This is a genomic window from Pseudarthrobacter oxydans, from assembly GCF_013314975.1.
GTDB classification, from domain to species: Bacteria; Actinomycetota; Actinomycetes; order Actinomycetales; family Micrococcaceae; genus Arthrobacter; species Arthrobacter oxydans.
Genome location: NZ_JABTYH010000003.1, coordinates 137,660 through 153,624 on the forward strand (window position 1 = coordinate 137,660; position 15,965 = coordinate 153,624).

Consider the following 15,965-nt stretch of genomic DNA (forward strand, 5'->3'; position numbering starts at 1 on the left):
TCGATCAAAAAAGAATAGTTAACAACAAAAACTCACAGAGTGATGCTGCGTGCCAGGGGCGCCGCGGGGTACGGTATTCCTCATGACTTCACGCTCACCCCAGGAATCCGCGCCGGCACTGCAGGGCTACGCCACCGGCAGGCAGTATGAACTCCGCCGCGGCGACGCCTCGGCCGTAGTGACGGAGCTCGCCGCGGGCCTCCGTTCCTTCAGCAGGGGAGGCACCCTCCTGACGGAGACCTACGGCGACGACGAGATTGCCCCCGGAGCCGCCGGCATCACGCTGGCGCCGTGGGCCAACCGCGTGGAGGACGGAATCTGGTTCCTGAACGGCAAAAAACAGCAGCTGGATATCACCGAGGTTGCCAGGAACAACGCCAGCCACGGACTGCTCCGCAATTCCGCCTACGCGCTGGTGGACGAGTCCGAGCACTCCGTGACGCTGGAGGCAACCATCTTCCCGCAGCACGGGTATCCCTTCCTGGCCCGGCACCGGGTGCAATACGGGATCGACGGCGACCTTGGGCTGGTGGTCCGCCAGACCCTGCTGAACGACGCCAAGGAGCCCGCACCATTCGTCCTGGGCGCCCATCCCTACCTGAGGCTGGGCGATGTTCCCATCGAAGAGCTGGTCCTGACGGTAGCGGCCGAGACACGCCTGGTGGCCGATGACCGCCTTATTCCGCGCAGCTCCGCCCCGGTGCAGGGAGATTCGGACTTCAGGACAGGGCTTAACATCGCTGCGCTGGACGTGGACGTCGCGTTGACGGACCTGCGGTGCGAGGAAGGCAAGGCCCGCCACACACTGGCGGCGCCGGACGGCAGGCAGGTAAGCCTGTGGCAGGACGAAACCTGTCGCTATGTCCACGTCTTTGTCAGCACCCAGTACCCGGGCCGCAGCCGGGCCGTGGCCGTGGAGCCCATGACCGGGCCGGCCAACGCCTTCAACTCCGGTGACGGCCTGCGCTGGCTAAGCCCCGGCGGTTCCTTCACCATCGAGTGGGGCATTGACTACACCCCGGGGGCGGCCGGGTAGCGGTTTCCGAATAAGACTCCGCTGGGGAAGTATTAGGCTATGACGCCAGCAGAGGATGCCGTTACCTCCACCAGCCCTACCCCAGGTCCGCACCGGCCTGACTCCAGCCAGCCTGTCCGGGTCCTCGCAGACCGTGAACTGGACCGGGACATACCCTACGGCGTGCGTATCGCAGCCTCGTGGGCCTGGCGCGTGGGGCTGATCCTCCTGGTGGGAGGTGCGCTCGTCTGGCTGCTGAGCCGGATCAGCTTCCTCATTATTCCCGTCATGGTGGCCGCCCTCCTGGCCGGACTCCTGAGCCCGGTGGTGCGGTGGCTCAAGCGATACCGGGTGCCTGCCGGAGCTGCTGTCGCCATCACCGTCGTGGGCTTCATCAGCCTGATCGGAGGGTCGCTGGCCCTGGTGGGACGGCAACTGGTTTCGGGCTTCGGCGAACTCTGGTCTGAGGCGCTGGCAGGAGTCAAGCAGATCCAGGACTGGCTTTCCGACGGGCCGCTGCACCTGACCGCCGCCCAGATGGACCAGTACCTGCAGGAGGCAACCACTGCGCTGCAGGACAACACCAGCAGTATCGTCAGCGGGGCGCTGTCCTTCGGCAGCACGGCCGGGCACTTTGCCGCCGGGCTCATCCTGGCGCTGTTTATCCTGATTTTCTTCCTGCTGGAAGGGGACCGGATCTGGACGTTCCTGGTCCGGCTGCTTCCCAGGAAGGCCAGGGCGGCAGCGTTCGGCGCCGGGCGCAAGGGCTGGACATCCATGGTCAGCTACGCGCGCATCCAGATGTTCGTGGCCTTCGTGGACGCGGTGGGAATCGGCGCGGGCGCCGCCATTATCGGGGTGCCCCTGGCGCTGCCGCTGAGCGTGCTCGTCTTCATCGGTTCGTTCATCCCGATCGTCGGCGCCCTGGTGACGGGGGCCATCGCGGTCCTGCTGGCACTGGTGGCGAACGGCCCCATCAACGCCCTGATCATGCTGGGCATCGTGCTCCTCGTCCAGCAGTTGGAGAGCCACATCCTGCAGCCGCTGATCATGGGCAAGGCCGTCGCCCTGCATCCGGTGGCAGTGATCCTTTCGGTAGCGGCAGGATCCTACCTGGCAGGCATCCCCGGTGCCCTGTTCTCGGTGCCCATCCTCGCCGTCGCAAATTCCTCCATTCGCTACATTGCCGCCAGAACGTGGGAACATGAACAGGTGCCGGCTTTAGCCGGAGGAGCCTTGGCGGGCGCCGGGCCGGACAACACCATCCGGGACGTCCGGCCGCCGGCGGCACTCAAACGCGGCAAGGGCGCCGCCGCCGGCACCACAGCAGAACTACCTGACGCCCCGCCCACTGCGGAACCGGGCGCAGGGGCCGAATCCAGAGGAGAATAGTCCGTGAACATCCTTGAAACCCTTCCCGTCACGCTGGACGATGTCCTGGAGGCGCAGAAGCTGCTCGACGGGATTATCGCGCGTACACCGGTGGAATCGTCCCGCGCCCTCGGAAAGATGGCCGGCGGGGATGTCTACTTCAAGTGCGAAAACCTCCAGCGGGCCGGATCCTTCAAGGTGCGCGGCGCCTACGTCCGCATGGCGAAGCTTTCCCCCGAGGAGAAAAAGCGCGGCGTGGTGGCAGCCTCCGCAGGCAACCACGCCCAGGGTGTGGCCGTGGCCGCCAAGAGCCTGGGCATCAAAGCCCGCATCTACATGCCGCTGGGCGTCGCGCTGCCCAAGCTGGCAGCCACCCGCAGCCACGGTGCGGAGGTCATCCTGCACGGCCACAACGTTGACGAGGCGCTCGCCGAAGCCCAGCGGTACAGCAACGAGACCGGAACCGTCTTTGTGCACCCCTTCGACAACGTGGACGTCGTGGCAGGCCAGGGAACCCTGGGGCTGGAGATCCTTGAACAGGTACCCACGGTGGACACCATCCTCATGGGCGTGGGAGGCGGCGGGCTCCTGGCAGGGGTCGCCGTCGCCATCAAAGCCCGGGCCAAGGAGCTGGGGCGGGAGATCCGCATCATCGGGGTCCAGGCGGAGAATGCTGCTGCCTACCCGCCGTCACTGGCGGCGGACGCGCTGGTGCCGCTGAAGAAGGTGTCCACCATGGCGGACGGCATCGCCGTCGGCCGGCCCGGGCAGCTCCCGTTCAGCATCATCCGCGAACTCGTGGATGACGTTGTGACGGTCAGCGAAGACTCGCTGGCACGTGCCCTGATCTTCCTGCTGGAGCGGGCCAAGATGGTGGTGGAACCGGCCGGCGCCGTTGGCGTGGCGGCACTGATGGACGGCAAGATCGAAAACCCGGGCACCACCGTGGTGGTCCTCTCCGGCGGCAACATCGACCCCATGCTGATGCTCAAGGTCATCCAGCGGGGCCTTTCCGCGGCCGGACGCTACATGACGGTCCGCATGATGCTCGATGACCGGCCCGGTTCACTGGCCACCATTGCCAGGATCATCGCCGAGAACGATGCCAACGTCACCGGCCTGGACCATACCCGGGTGGGCGGCTCCATCAGCATGGGCGACGTGTCCATCACCGTGAACCTGGAAACCAAGGGCCACCAGCACGGCGAACAGGTCCTCAGCGCCCTGCGAGCCGAAGGCTTCCAGCCCATCGTGGTGCACTAGGACAAGCCATGGCCGGACTGACGGGAAACGGGAGCGTCGGGCAGCGCAGGACCGTGGCCGCCCGGGCCAAGGGCGGCCTGCTGGTGCTGGGCACCTTCGTTGTTCTCCTCTTTGTCATCGAGCTGTTCAACATGGTGATGCTGCGCTCGCTCAACGCGACGTTCGGGCTCCGGCCCAGGAGCGCTGACGGGCTGCTGGACATCTTCACTTTCCCGCTCCTGCACGCGAACCTGAACCATCTGCTGTCCAACAGCCTGCCGCTGATCATCTTTGGGTTTCTGGTGTTCCTTTCGGGCCTCAGGGTGTTCCTGACCGCCCTGGCCTTCAGCTGGCTGGGGTCCGGGCTTACGGTCTGGCTGATCGGCGACGGCGGCGTCACGGTGGGTGCCTCGGGCCTGGTTTTCGGGCTGTTTTCGTTCCTGCTGGTCCGCGGTTTCATCAACCGGAGCTGGCGCCAGATCCTCCTGGCGGTGGTCCTCTTCATGGGCTACGGGAGCATCCTGCTGGGTGTCCTGCCCATCGCTGCCGGCTACATTTCCTGGCAGGCTCATCTGGGCGGCGCGGCCGGGGGAGTGGTGGCCGCCCTGCTGCTGCGGCGCCGCAGCCGCGCCCCCGGCCCTGCGCTGTAGGTATCCGGACCTTAACGTAAAGCGCTGGCCGCCCCTTTCCGGGGCGGCCAGCGCTTTTGGTGTGCTGCTGCGGGCTGGAAGCAATCAGGCGGCGTACGGCTTGGCGGAGAGGATCTCCACCTTGATGTCCTTGCCGTTGGGTGCAGCGTAGCTGAGCGTGTCGCCTTCCTTATGGCCAAGAATGGCCGCACCCAGCGGCGACTTCTCGCTGAAGACGTCCAGGTCCGAGTCGCCGGCAATTTCACGGGAACCGAGCAGGAAGGTCTCTTCGTCTCCGGCGATCCTGGCCACGACGATCATGCCGGGCTCCACGATTCCGTCGTCTGCCGGAGCCTCGCCCACGTGGGCGTCGCGGAGCAGTGCCGTGAGCTGGCGGATGCGGGCCTCGATCTTGCCCTGCTCCTCCTTGGCTGCGTGGTAGCCACCGTTCTCCTTGAGGTCGCCCTCCTGCCGGGCTGCTTCAATCTTCTGGACGATCTCTGCCCGGCCAGCGCCGGAAAGGTGGTCCAGCTCTGCCTTCAGGCGGTCAAAAGCTTCCTGGGTGAGCCAGGCTGCAGCTGCGCTGTTGGTGGTAGACACGGACTTCTCCTCTGGTGGTCCTACATGCAAAAGACCCCGCCACGGTGGCCACTTGTGGAACAGTAACCAGCTCAGCGGGGTAAAGGTATTGCTCCATTGTAGTCAATCCCTTGGACTTAACCCAACAGGGAAGCGGCGCACGTCACAGGGCCCGGCCTGTTTCCAGGCCCGCGCTTCCGGTACTACGTGCCAGCCGCCCAGCAGCTGTCCACCACGCCGGATACCGGCAGTGATTCCGTGCGCACGGCCACGCGCTGGGCAACCGTGCGGCCGCCGTCGGCTGTTTCCGTGGCCTCTGCTGGGGGAATGTCCACAACCTTCCATCCCACCACCGCAAACTTGGAATCCAGTGCCTTGACCGCGCACTTGACGGCGGTTCCGGGCTCGCGGGTGACCTGGAAGTCCACCTCCGCCAGCGTGGCGTCCGTGGTGCTGTAGCCAATGTCCTTGAACGTCACGTCGGACAGGGACTGGGACGTGGAAACCCACGCCAGGAATCCGATTCCTGCGGCCAGCGCCGCCCCGCCAATGACGCGTTTGGCTTTCGGCGTAAGCGTGCGCTTTTTAGCCCCATAGCGATTGGCTAGGCTAGTGTCTGCGGGCGCGGGTTGGGCCGGCTGGTCCGGGGAAGTCACCTCACCAGTTTAGTGCCCTTTCCGGGGGCAGATTGTCAGCAGCCCCGCCAGGCGTCCGCCCGTTCAAGCCATCCGATCAGCAGCCACAGGCAGCAGAGAATAAGGAGCCGTCCTTCGATGACAGCGTCCAGCACCACCCCGGCGCCGCTACGGCTGCTCGCAGTCCATGCCCATCCGGACGACGAGTCCAGCAAGGGCGCTGCGACGATGGCCAAGTATGCGGCCGCCGGCGTCGACGTCATGGTGGCCACGTGCACCGACGGCTCCAGGGGGGACATCCAGAACCCGGCTGTGGAGGGGGAACCGCACCCCAAACGGGATATGGCCGGCGCCAGGCGCCTGGAGATGGAGCGGGCGGCGGCCATCCTTGGCGTCAGCCAGCGGTGGCTGGGGTTCGTGGACTCCGGCCTGCCCGAAGGTGATCCGCTTCCTCCCCTTCCCGCGGGATCATTCGCCACCCTGCCCCTGCAACGCGCTGCGGCGCCGCTGGTGCGGCTGGTCCGGTCCTTCAAGCCGCACGTCATCCTCAGCTATGACGAAAACGGCGGATACCCCCACCCGGACCACATCATGGCGCACCGCGTTGCCGTGGAGGCCTTCGAATCCGCCGGTGACAGTTCGCGCTATCCGGACGCCGGCGAGCCGTGGGAACCCAGCAAGCTTTACTACGACAGGGCCTTCAGCCCGGAGCGCTTCAGGGCGCTCCATTTCGCCCTGGAGGAAGCCGGGCTCCAGTCCCCGTACGCCGAGCGGCTCGCCGCCTGGCTCGAAGCGGACGCGGAGGGCCACACGCCGCCGCCCGCCACGCATCCCACCACCACGCAGGTGGACTGCGGCGACTTCTTCGAAGTGCGCGACGACGCGCTGCGGGCCCACCGCACCCAGGTGGACCCCCTGGGGTTCTTTTTTGCCGTGTCCCCGGAGATGCAGCGCCGGGCCTGGCCGTGGGAAGACTACTCCCTCATCCGCTCCCGGGTTCCTTCCGAACTCCCGGAGCGGGATCTGTTCGCAGGGCTAAGATAGAAACAGCCGGCAATTTCTATGTCGCGTAGAAGTTAGGGCGGGGCTACCGCCGTCCCTTCCGCGATCCCTGCCATCCGCTCCACAGAAGGTATAAAACCGTGCATCACCTGCTCCTCAGCTTGGCCACCACCCCGACGCCCCTGCCGACGCCCACGCTGCGGGAGGGGATATCCGAGGACCAGGTGACGCCCGGCCTGCTGGGCTTCATCATGACGGCGTTCTTCGTGGTTGCCACCGCACTGCTGATCGTGGACATGGTGCGGCGCATCCGGCGCGTGCGTTACCGGGCGCAGGTGGAGGAGGACCGCATGGCTGCCGCTGCTGCGGCGGACGTTGAGGCGGCTGAGGCTGCTGATGCGGGGGCGCCTGGCCAGCAGGCCCGCGGCGGCGCCGTCCAGGGAACGGCCGACGGCGGAACGGACACCGCGCAGGGCGACCAGCGGCACTGACGCATTGACGACGTCCGAAAGGCGCGGCCGGGCCGGTTGCGCCGGCGCCAATTGCCGCCGCGCCGGCTGAGGACAGCCGGAGAGTGCGGTCCTGTCAGCTGAGGACGGCTGTGGCGATGGCTACGAAATGCGTGGCGAAAGCCACCACGGTCAGGGCATGGAACAGCTCGTGGAACCCGAAGTGGTGGTAGCTGAAATTCGGTTTTTTGAGGGCATAGAAGATTGCACCCGTGATGTACAGGATGCCGCCCACGCAGATCAGGACCGCTGCCAAAACGCTGGCCTGGAAGAATTGCGGCAGATAAAACAGCGCGCCGCAGCCCAGGGCGATGTAGATGGGTACGTAAAGCCATCGGGGGGCGTCCGTCCACAGCAGCCGGAACAGTACCCCGAGGATGGCCCCGGACCAGATAACCCACAACAGCAGGACCGCCTGGGGCCTTTCCAGGAGGGTCCAGGCCAGTGGGGTGTAGCTGCCGGCGATCACCAGCATGATGTTGGTGTGGTCCAGCCGTTTCAGGACGATCTTGACCCCGGGTGACCAGTTGCCACGGTGGTAGACGGCGCTGACGCCAAAAAGCAGGACGCCCGTGGCGGCGTAGATGGCGGACGTGATTTTGCGGTCCGCTGTCGGGGCAAGGACCACCAGGATGATCCCTGCCGCGAGGGCAAGCGGGGCTGTGACGGTGTGGATCCAGCCTCTCCACTTCGGCTTGATCATCAGGAGTTCGGCAAGCCGGACCGCGGCGTCGTCCATGGCGTTGGTTGCGGCGCCATTTTCCGGGCCGGCACTGTCCTTCGGCTGCGGCGTCCGGGGGGCCTCCGGGGTGTCGCTGTTCATGGTCCCAGAATAACTTACGGAGCGGTAAGTTACCGAAGAGTAGGTTCTTGGTGGTCTGTGTTCCGGGCAAGTGGAGCGGGCCCCCGGCCTTGTGGACGGTAGCCTAGGATGTGCAAGTACGTACAGCGAGGAAGTCAGGTGAGCGGACGCGTGGAGTTGGCTGGGTTCCTCTATGGCTTCTATGAGCGCAGGCTGCTGAAGGACCTGGCCCGCGACCGCATTCCCCGCCACATCGGAGTGATGGTGGACGGCAACCGCCGCTGGGCCAAGCAGTTCAACGCCCCCACCAGCCAGGGCCACCAGGCCGGCGCCGACAAGATCCACGAGTTCCTGGGCTGGTGCCAGGAACTGGGGGTCAAAGTGGTCACCCTGTACATGCTCTCCACGGACAACATGAACAGATCCAGTGAGGAACTGGACCTGCTGATGGGCATCATCGCCAACACCCTGGACCGGCTGGATGAGGACGCCAATATCTCCGTCCACGCGATGGGTGCTCCGGAACTTCTTCCTGACTACCTGGCCGAGCGCCTCAACAAGCTGACGGCGCGCACCCCGGTGCGGGAGAAGATCCATGTCAACGTGGCGGTGGGGTACGGCGGCCGCCGGGAAATCGTGGACGCGGTGCGCGAGCTCCTCCATGACGCCGTGGCCAAGGGCAAGGACATCGGCAGGCTCGCGGACGAGCTCTGCGTGGATGACATTTCCCGCTTCCTCTACACCCGCGGCCAGCCGGACCCGGACCTGGTGATCCGGACCTCGGGGGAGCAGCGCCTGTCCGGTTTCCTGATGTGGCAGAGCGCCTACAGCGAGTTCTACTTCTGCGAGGCACTGTGGCCCGCGTTCCGGAAAGTGGACTTCCTGCGGGCCCTCCGTGACTACGCGGGAAGGCAGCGCCGCTTCGGCTCCTGACAACTCCGGTTCATCACAAGTTCACACCACTGCAACAGGAATCGCCGCGTAATGGTTGCGGAAATTACCTGGGGTGGATTTACGTTATATCCATCAGCTGGCAAAACCGCCGGCTGATCGGGGAGGCCAGTACATGGAGCGAAACATCGCACCGGTTGTATGGGAGGCCGGACCCGGCCTCCTGGCCGAGCCGCCTCACCAATAACAATTCCGGGCTGGTGCCCGGGGCTGGAGTCGATGTGGCTACTTCTGAACAACTGCCCGAGGCCGTTATGGACCAGGGACAGAAAGCTACCTCTCGCGCCACGCGAGCCACCTCACAAACCGGTTCAGCAGCGGATGCTGCGGCCGGTTTTGCTGTCTCCGGAAGGGAAGCCGCGATTAACACCTTCGTCATCGACACCTCCGTCCTGCTGTCAGACCCCCGCGCCCTGCTGCGCTTTGCGGAACACGAGGTCATCGTTCCGGTCGTGGTGATCACCGAACTGGAATCCAAACGGCACGACCCCGAGCTTGGCTATTTCGCCCGGAAAGCGCTGCGGCTCCTCGACGACCTCCGGGTCAAACACGGCGGACTGAACCAGCCCATTCCCATCGGGGACGACGGCGGCTCCCTCATGGTGGAGCTCAACCACATCTCCTCCGAGGTGCTGCCGCTGGGCTTCCGGAGCGGGGACAACGACAGCCGCATCCTCGCCGTCGCCAAGAACCTCGCCAACGAGGGCAGGAACGTCACCGTGGTGTCCAAGGACCTGCCCATGCGGGTCAAGGCCTCGGCCATGGGGCTCACCGCCGACGAGTACCGCAACGAACTGGTGAAGGACTCCGGCTGGACCGGTGTGGCCGAAGTCGAAGCCAACGAGCAGGAGATCTCAACCCTCTACGGCCACGAGCCGGTGTTTATCCCGGCGGCAGCGGAGATGCCGGTCAACACCGGCCTGGTCCTGCTGTCCAACCGTGGGTCCGCCCTGGGCCGGGTGGGCCCGGACAAGCAGGTCCGCCTGGTCAAAGGCGACCGCGACGTGTTCGGCCTGCATGGGCGCTCCGCCGAGCAGCGGCTGGCCATCGACATGCTGATGGATCCCGCCGTCGGCATCGTGTCCATCGGAGGCCGGGCCGGCACCGGCAAGTCGGCCCTGGCACTGTGCGCCGGCCTGGAAGCCGTCCTGGAACGGCGCGAGCACCGCAAGGTCATCGTGTTCCGGCCCCTCTACGCCGTGGGCGGCCAGGAACTCGGCTACCTGCCCGGCTCCGAGTCCGAGAAAATGAATCCCTGGGCGCAGGCGGTCTTCGACACGCTCGGTGCCCTGGTCAGCCAGGAAGTGGTGGAGGAGGTGATGGACCGCGGCATGCTCGAGGTCATGCCCCTCACCCACATTCGCGGACGATCCCTCCATGATGCCTTCGTGATCGTTGACGAGGCCCAGTCGCTCGAAAAAAACGTCCTGCTGACCGTGATGAGCAGGATCGGACAAAACTCAAAGATCGTCCTCACCCATGACGTCGCCCAGCGTGACAACCTGCGCGTCGGCCGCCACGACGGGATCGCCGCCGTCGTCGAAACCCTGAAAGGACACCCGCTCTTCGGCCACATCACCCTCACCCGCTCCGAAAGGTCTCCGATCGCAGCGCTGGTGACCGAACTCCTCGAAGGCTAGGCGGGGGTGCCCGGGTGCCCCTTTCTGTGCGTGCTGGCTCCTCCGTCGCCTTTGACGCACGCTGCCGGAAGGCGCACCCGGGCACCAAGTCCCGGCACTAGCTGATGTTCAGGAAGTTCGCTGCAGCCTCGTGGCCCCCTACCTTGAGGGTCCAATCGGGGCGTTTGAAGGAGTCCGGCGTGAGGCGGACGTGCTGGACCGTTTCCACCTTGGTGCCCCAGGCCTTTCGGGTGGTTCCGTTCAGCTCGTAGCCGAGGGAGCGGGAGACGCCCAGGGAAGCCGCGTTCCAGTCCGCGGCTTCGGACTCGGCGACTTCTGCGCGCAGCCAGTCGAACGCGTAAAGCGCGACGGCGGCGCGCATCTCCTTGCCAAGGCCGCGGCCCTGCGCGGACTGCTTGAGCCAGGACCCCGTACCGACCGTTTTGAGGGTGGCGAAGTCCTTGGCTCCGACGTCCTGGCAGCCGATGAACTCACTGTTATGCCAAATGCCCAGGAGAAGCGTCCAGGATTCCGGCGTGCACTCGGCGCGGCAGCGCCAGTACCAGCGGGCCATGTTCGGTCCAAGGTCTTCGGCCGGAAGTTCAGTCCATGGAGTGCTGAACGGATTCCTGCCCGGCTCGTGGATACCCGTGCGCGCTGCTGCAACCGCCGCCGGAATCTCATGGTCCTGGATGGGGCGCAGCTCCAGCCGGGGCGTGGCCAGCGTGAGACCGAAGAGCGGCCACACAGCGTTCAGTGAAGTCATCCGCGAAGCCTAGCCGATGGGCGCCGGTTCGGCCTGTCACGGTCAGGCGGGAACGTCCCAGCTGATGTGGCGGCGGACGTCGGTCAGGTTCATGGACTCGGCCAGGAAAAGGTCGTCCAGCATGTATTCGTCCACGGCAATAATCCGCAGCCAGTGGCCGTACTGGTCTGTTTCAGGCTCCAGTGAGCGGCTGGACACACAGACGCCGGTGCCCAGGTCCACCCTGATCCTGGAGCGGCCCGGCATGCACAGGGGAGCGGCGGGGTCCGCCGGATGGTAGGCGGCGGTCGGGGCCACCACTCCCTCGAGCGCCGGCCGGCCTTCATGCTCAACTCGGCGGACATCCTGGACCTCCACCGGGTTGCTCCCGGGAAACTCGAGGGGCACGGGGGCGTTGCCGGCAAGCTCCACCGGATCCAGCGCCGCAGAGAAGCGTCCGTTTCCGAAGCCGGGCTCCCCGTAGGCCGCCTCCGGGCGCCGCCGCACCAGGCCGAGGTCGTCATAAACGGGCGTCACCAGGTGGGGCGGCAGGAGCCAGGATTTCCGGGTGGAGCTGATGTAGAGCCCGTCCCGGGAATCGTTGATCCCCGTGGTGCTGTGGAGGACCAGTCCCTCCGGGCTTTCCAGGCGCAGGGCTCCGGGGCGCCGCAGCCAGGCGCGGACCAGGGGAGCCGCAGGGCTGGGAGCTTCCGCGAAGGGTTCATTCCAGTATTCGAAGCGCAGCGACTGCCATTTCCAGGGAGAGGACCGGCACAGGTTGCGGAACATGGCTGCTAGGTCCGCGGGGGCAGCTCCACTGTCCGGATCCGGCCGGTGCCGGAAGTCCCACGTCGCCATATCCACAGTTTACGCGCGGGCTGTGCGTTGGCGGGTGGAAATCCAGTAGCATCCGAGGGTGATCCATCGACTGGGCGAACTATGGCAGCACACTCCGCCGGCCTTCTGGCTGGTGCTTGCCGCGTGCGCCTATTTCGCGGTGATGGCCGTCCGGCTCACGGTGATCGACGTTCGGCACCATCTGCTGCCGAACAGGATCGTTTTTCCGTCCTATGCCGTGGCCGGCGTCCTGCTCCTGGCGGCGGCAGCCTTCGCCGGGGCGGGCTCCGGCCAGGGTTCTGCTGGTCCTGTCGCAGGCCTTGGGTTCCAGCCGGTGCTCCGGGTGGTGGCCGGGGCGGCCATCCTGTGGCTCTTCTACTTCATCCTCCGGCTGGTGTACCCGCCGGGTATGGGCTTCGGGGACGTTAAACTCGCCGGGGTCCTGGGGATGTACCTCGGCTACCTCGGGTGGGGTCATCTGTTTGCGGGCACGTTCCTGGCCTTCCTCCTGGGTGGCCTCTGGTCCGTCGCACTCCTGGTGGCCCGCAGGGGAACCCTTAAATCGTCCATCCCCTTCGGTCCGTTCATGCTCGCCGGAGCCGCAGCGGCGATGCTGCTTCCGGCCTGACCTTCAGCAGCCAGGATGAGGGAGTCCAGGCAGCCGACGCGGAGAAACAGTTCGATAGGCTGGCTCAATGCCTGCGCCTGACTATGTCCTGAAGCTTCGCAAGAAAATCGGCAATGATCCCCTGTGGGTCCCGGGGGTGCGGGGCGTGGTGGTGGACGCCGCGGGCCGCGTGCTGCTGGCCCAACGGACGGATAACAGGCAGTGGGCCCTGGTGAGCGGCATGCTCGAGCCGGGTGAACAGCCTGCCCGCGGGCTGGTGCGGGAAATCTTTGAGGAAACGGCGGTGGTGGCCGAACCGGAGCGCGTGGTGTCTGTGGGCGCCGTGGGTCCCTTTACTTATCCCAACGGCGATGTGTGCGAGTTCCTGGACGTTGTGTTCCTCTGCCGCTACGTCTCCGGGACTGCCCGGGTGAACGATGACGAGTCAGTGGCCGTCGGCTGGTTTGGAATCGACGAACTGCCCGAACTCATGGCCGGACACCTCACGAGCATCCACCGTGCCCTTGCGCCGGCCGAGGCCGCGCACTTCGAGCCATGACCGAACCATCGCCGCCTTATCGTGAGGAAGCACAACAGGGGCGCCCCAACCCCCAGGATTGCGGCGCCCCTGCCCAGGTGCCTGGCAGCCCTGCTGCGTTATGGCCGGCAGGACGACGGCGGTCAGGTGCGCTGGGGATCAGGCCTGCATATCAGGCCCAGGCTGGCGCCGAAGACGAACAGCTGGACGCAAATGACCCAGATGGATGTGCCCATCAGGCCGGCCATCATGGGCAGCATCAGAAGGCCGGACTCAGCCGCGGAGGAGCCTGAGGACGTTTGCAGGAAGGTGGGCACGAACGCTAGCGCGGAGAACATGCCCAGCCCAGGGGTGAAGCCAGGGCGACATCCCGGGCGAACTGGGCTTCCCGCTGCTCGGCTACTCCGATGATCCGGAGGATCAGCTGCGGCTCCTTCCTGACGACGCCGATGAGCTGGCGGGTTTCCTCCTCCGAGGCGGCCATGTGCTCGGACAGTTTCAGGGAAAGCCGGACGAGGTCCTGGAACAGCGTGGGGGAGATTTCCCCGGCGGGCGATGCGTGCCCGCCCGCGATGAATTCCTCCAGGACGTCTGCGGGAATGTCATCGTCGATGTGGCCAAGGACCGCGTCTTCCTTGGTGGGGAAGCTAAACTCCACAGCACGACGTCGGCCGCCCGCCTTCGCTGGGAAGGTGGGCGGCCGACGTCGTGCTTTAGGTGGGGCCTTTTGCCGGCGGGCCGGCGGTGGAAAGGCTTAGGCCTTGTGGGCCGGAGCCGTCATGGTGGTGACATCCAGGGCCTTGTCCAGGTCCGCTTCCGAAACCTGGCCCTCGCCGTCGCCGACGAAGCCCAGCTTCTCGGTGGCCTGGCGGACGGTCAGGCCCTCCGCCACAGCCGTTTTGGCGATCTTGGCCGCGTTCTCGTAGCCGATGTACTTGTTCAGCGGGGTCACGATGGACGGGGATGCCTCGGCCAGGAAGCGGGCACGCTCCACGTTCGCGGTGATGCCGTCGATCATCTTGTCCGCCATGACCCGGCTGGTGTTGGCGAGCAGGCGGATGGATTCCAGCAGGTTGGACGCCATGACCGGGATGCCCACGTTCAGCTCGAACGCACCGTTCGTGCCGGACCAGGCGATGGCGGTGTCGTTGCCGATGACTTGGGCTGCCACCATGATCGAGGCTTCGCAGATGACCGGGTTGACCTTGCCGGGCATGATGGACGAGCCGGGCTGCAGGTCCGGGATGGCGATCTCGCCGAGGCCCGTGTTGGGGCCCGAGCCCATCCAGCGGAGGTCGTTGTTGATCTTCATGAAGGAGATCGCGATGTTGCGCAGCTGGCTGGACGCTTCGATGAGGCCGTCGCGGTTGGCCTGCGCCTCGAAGTGGTCGCGTGCCTCGGTCAGCGGCAGGCCCGTGTCCGTGGCCAGCAGTTCGATGACGCGCTCGGGGAACCCGGCGGGCGTGTTGATGCCGGTGCCCACCGCCGTGCCGCCCAGCGGAACCTCGGCCACGCGGGGGAGGGACGCGTTGATGCGCTCGATGCCGTAGCGGACCTGGGCTGCGTAGCCGCCGAACTCCTGGCCAAGGGTGACCGGCGTGGCATCCATCAGGTGGGTGCGGCCGGACTTGACCACGTTCTTGAATTCAACGGCCTTGCGCTCCAGCGATTCGGCCAGGTAGCCGAGTGCGGGGATCAGGTCGTTGATCAGGGCGGAGGTCGCAGCAACGTGCACGGACGTGGGGAAAACGTCGTTGGAGGACTGCGAGGCGTTGACGTGGTCGTTCGGGTGGACAACCTTGTCGCTGCCGGCCGCCTTGAGGGCGCGGGTGGCCAGCTCGGCGATCACCTCGTTGGTGTTCATGTTGGAGGACGTGCCGGAGCCGGTCTGGAAGACGTCGATGGGGAAGTCGCCGTCGTACTTGCCCGTTGCCACCTGGTCCGCGGCCTCTGCAATTGCTGTGGCCAGCTCGCCGTCGAGCACACCCAGTTCAGCGTTGGCCTGGGCGGCAGCCTTCTTGACCCGGGCCAGCGCCTCAATGTGCGCAGGCTCCAGGGTCTTGCCGGAAATCGGGAAGTTCTCCACTGCCCGCTGCGTCTGCGCGCGGTACAGTGCGTTCACGGGGACGCGGACTTCGCCCATCGTGTCATGTTCAATGCGGAACTCTTCAGTGGAAGTCATGGGGCTAGCTTAGGACGCCCGGGCGCCGCACCGAAAACCGTGAACTGCTTGCTACACGCCGCCGCCGAAGCCGTTCCGGAAGGCCCCTTAGAGCTCGCCGATTCCGGAAACAAGGTTCGCACGGCCCTCAGCCAGGCTGTACGAAAGGCCGATCACGGCAGCCTTGCCTGACCCGATTGCGTCGGAAATCACACGGGAGCTGTCCACGAGCCGTTCCGAGGTCTGCTTGACGTGCTCCACCACCATGTCGTTGACGTCGGTCTGCTCGTTGCGCAGCGACGTCAGGACGGACGGCGTGATCCGTTCCACGAGGTCCCGGATGAAGCCTGCCGGCATCTGGCCGGTCTCCACGGCCGACTTCGTGGCGCTCACGGCACCGCAGCTGTCGTGCCCGAGGATCACGATCAGCGGCACCCCCAGCACGCCGATGCTGTATTCGAGGGACCCCAGGACGGCGTCGTCGATCACCTGGCCTGCGGTCCTGACGACGAAGACATCGCCCAGGCCGACGTCGAAAATGATTTCAGCGGCGAGCCGGGAATCGGAGCAGCCGAAGATCACGGCGAACGGGTGCTGGTTCTCCACCAGCGAGGAGCGGCGGGACGCATCCTGGTTGGGGTGGGAGGTCTCACCGTTGACAAAACGTTCATTGCCTTCGCGCAGCCGGCGCCAGGCGAGTGCGGGAGTCAGGTAGGTAGTCAC

General features: G+C 66.0%; 18 protein-coding genes and 1 pseudogene. 10 read left to right on the forward strand and 9 right to left on the reverse strand.

Annotated elements, in window-relative coordinates:
• The first annotated feature begins 82 nt into the window (after positions 1 to 82).
• Genes HTS88_RS03485 through HTS88_RS03500 form a run of 4 tightly spaced genes read left to right on the forward strand, consistent with a single transcriptional unit; the run spans position 83 to position 4,278 of the window.
• Positions 83 to 1,036, forward strand: a complete 954-nt coding sequence (locus tag HTS88_RS03485) for an aldose 1-epimerase family protein (protein ID WP_174175512.1) — start codon at positions 83 to 85, stop codon at positions 1,034 to 1,036.
• Between the two features lie 39 nt (positions 1,037 to 1,075).
• Positions 1,076 to 2,407, forward strand: a complete 1,332-nt coding sequence (locus tag HTS88_RS03490; protein ID WP_174175514.1) for an AI-2E family transporter — start codon at positions 1,076 to 1,078, stop codon at positions 2,405 to 2,407.
• A gap of 3 nt (positions 2,408 to 2,410) precedes the next feature.
• Positions 2,411 to 3,649, forward strand: coding sequence for a threonine ammonia-lyase (gene ilvA, locus HTS88_RS03495; RefSeq protein WP_104185384.1), 1,239 nt, complete (start codon positions 2,411 to 2,413; stop codon positions 3,647 to 3,649).
• 8 nt (positions 3,650 to 3,657) lie between these two features.
• On the forward strand, positions 3,658 to 4,278 hold the full coding sequence (locus HTS88_RS03500) for a rhomboid family intramembrane serine protease (protein WP_174175516.1): 621 nt from the start codon (positions 3,658 to 3,660) through the stop codon (positions 4,276 to 4,278).
• A gap of 84 nt (positions 4,279 to 4,362) precedes the next feature.
• Here the strand turns inward: HTS88_RS03500 and greA are convergent, their stop codons facing one another.
• Positions 4,363 to 4,857, reverse strand: coding sequence for a transcription elongation factor GreA (gene greA, locus HTS88_RS03505; RefSeq protein ID WP_174175518.1), 495 nt, complete (start codon positions 4,855 to 4,857; stop codon positions 4,363 to 4,365).
• A 182-nt stretch (positions 4,858 to 5,039) separates the two neighbouring features.
• Positions 5,040 to 5,492, reverse strand: coding sequence for a DUF4307 domain-containing protein (locus tag HTS88_RS03510; RefSeq protein WP_174175520.1), 453 nt, complete (start codon positions 5,490 to 5,492; stop codon positions 5,040 to 5,042).
• Positions 5,493 to 5,609: 117 nt separating this feature from the next.
• On the opposite strand from HTS88_RS03510, the gene mca reads away from it, so the two are divergent.
• Both mca and HTS88_RS03520 read left to right on the forward strand, forming a co-directional pair.
• Positions 5,610 to 6,515 carry a mycothiol conjugate amidase Mca gene (gene mca, locus HTS88_RS03515; RefSeq protein WP_174175522.1) on the forward strand — a complete coding sequence of 302 codons (906 nt, stop codon included), beginning with the start codon at positions 5,610 to 5,612 and terminating at the stop codon, positions 6,513 to 6,515.
• Positions 6,516 to 6,613: 98 nt separating this feature from the next.
• A complete protein-coding gene (locus tag HTS88_RS03520; protein WP_174175524.1) occupies positions 6,614 to 6,964 on the forward strand; it encodes a hypothetical protein in 351 nt (116 codons plus the stop codon).
• A 94-nt stretch (positions 6,965 to 7,058) separates the two neighbouring features.
• On the opposite strand, the gene trhA is transcribed toward HTS88_RS03520, so the two are convergent.
• The gene (gene trhA, locus HTS88_RS03525; protein ID WP_174175688.1) at positions 7,059 to 7,721 is read right to left on the reverse strand and encodes a PAQR family membrane homeostasis protein TrhA; all 663 of its coding nucleotides are present in this window, start codon (positions 7,719 to 7,721) and stop codon (positions 7,059 to 7,061) included.
• A gap of 234 nt (positions 7,722 to 7,955) precedes the next feature.
• Here trhA and HTS88_RS03530 point away from each other — a divergent pair, with 234 nt between their 5' ends.
• Positions 7,956 to 8,717, forward strand: coding sequence for an isoprenyl transferase (locus HTS88_RS03530; RefSeq protein ID WP_310109943.1), 762 nt, complete (start codon positions 7,956 to 7,958; stop codon positions 8,715 to 8,717).
• 239 nt (positions 8,718 to 8,956) lie between these two features.
• Positions 8,957 to 10,375 carry an RNA 5'-3' helicase PhoH2 gene (phoH2, locus tag HTS88_RS03535; protein WP_174175528.1) on the forward strand — a complete coding sequence of 473 codons (1,419 nt, stop codon included), beginning with the start codon at positions 8,957 to 8,959 and terminating at the stop codon, positions 10,373 to 10,375.
• A gap of 97 nt (positions 10,376 to 10,472) precedes the next feature.
• Here the strand turns inward: phoH2 and HTS88_RS03540 are convergent, their stop codons facing one another.
• Both HTS88_RS03540 and HTS88_RS03545 read right to left on the reverse strand, forming a co-directional pair.
• Complete coding sequence (locus HTS88_RS03540) at positions 10,473 to 11,120, reverse strand: GNAT family N-acetyltransferase (RefSeq protein WP_174175530.1); 648 nt, start codon at positions 11,118 to 11,120, stop codon at positions 10,473 to 10,475.
• Positions 11,121 to 11,162: 42 nt separating this feature from the next.
• A complete protein-coding gene (locus tag HTS88_RS03545; RefSeq protein WP_174175532.1) occupies positions 11,163 to 11,957 on the reverse strand; it encodes a hypothetical protein in 795 nt (264 codons plus the stop codon).
• A gap of 58 nt (positions 11,958 to 12,015) precedes the next feature.
• On the opposite strand from HTS88_RS03545, the gene HTS88_RS03550 reads away from it, so the two are divergent.
• A complete protein-coding gene (locus HTS88_RS03550; protein WP_174175534.1) occupies positions 12,016 to 12,564 on the forward strand; it encodes a prepilin peptidase in 549 nt (182 codons plus the stop codon).
• A gap of 67 nt (positions 12,565 to 12,631) precedes the next feature.
• Positions 12,632 to 13,102 carry an NUDIX hydrolase gene (locus tag HTS88_RS03555; protein WP_174175536.1) on the forward strand — a complete coding sequence of 157 codons (471 nt, stop codon included), beginning with the start codon at positions 12,632 to 12,634 and terminating at the stop codon, positions 13,100 to 13,102.
• A gap of 149 nt (positions 13,103 to 13,251) precedes the next feature.
• Here HTS88_RS03555 and HTS88_RS03560 read toward each other — a convergent pair.
• The 4 genes and pseudogenes from HTS88_RS03560 to HTS88_RS03575 form a co-directional block, all read right to left on the reverse strand.
• Positions 13,252 to 13,440 (reverse strand): annotated as a pseudogene (locus HTS88_RS03560) (MFS transporter); the annotation flags it as partial.
• Positions 13,404 to 13,739, reverse strand: coding sequence for a hypothetical protein (locus HTS88_RS03565; RefSeq protein ID WP_309296836.1), 336 nt, complete (start codon positions 13,737 to 13,739; stop codon positions 13,404 to 13,406). The gene HTS88_RS03565 and the pseudogene HTS88_RS03560, both read right to left, overlap by 37 nt.
• A gap of 96 nt (positions 13,740 to 13,835) precedes the next feature.
• Positions 13,836 to 15,263 carry a class II fumarate hydratase gene (locus HTS88_RS03570; protein ID WP_174175538.1) on the reverse strand — a complete coding sequence of 476 codons (1,428 nt, stop codon included), beginning with the start codon at positions 15,261 to 15,263 and terminating at the stop codon, positions 13,836 to 13,838.
• A gap of 87 nt (positions 15,264 to 15,350) precedes the next feature.
• On the reverse strand, positions 15,351 to 15,965 hold the full coding sequence (locus HTS88_RS03575) for a carbonic anhydrase (protein ID WP_104185370.1): 615 nt from the start codon (positions 15,963 to 15,965) through the stop codon (positions 15,351 to 15,353).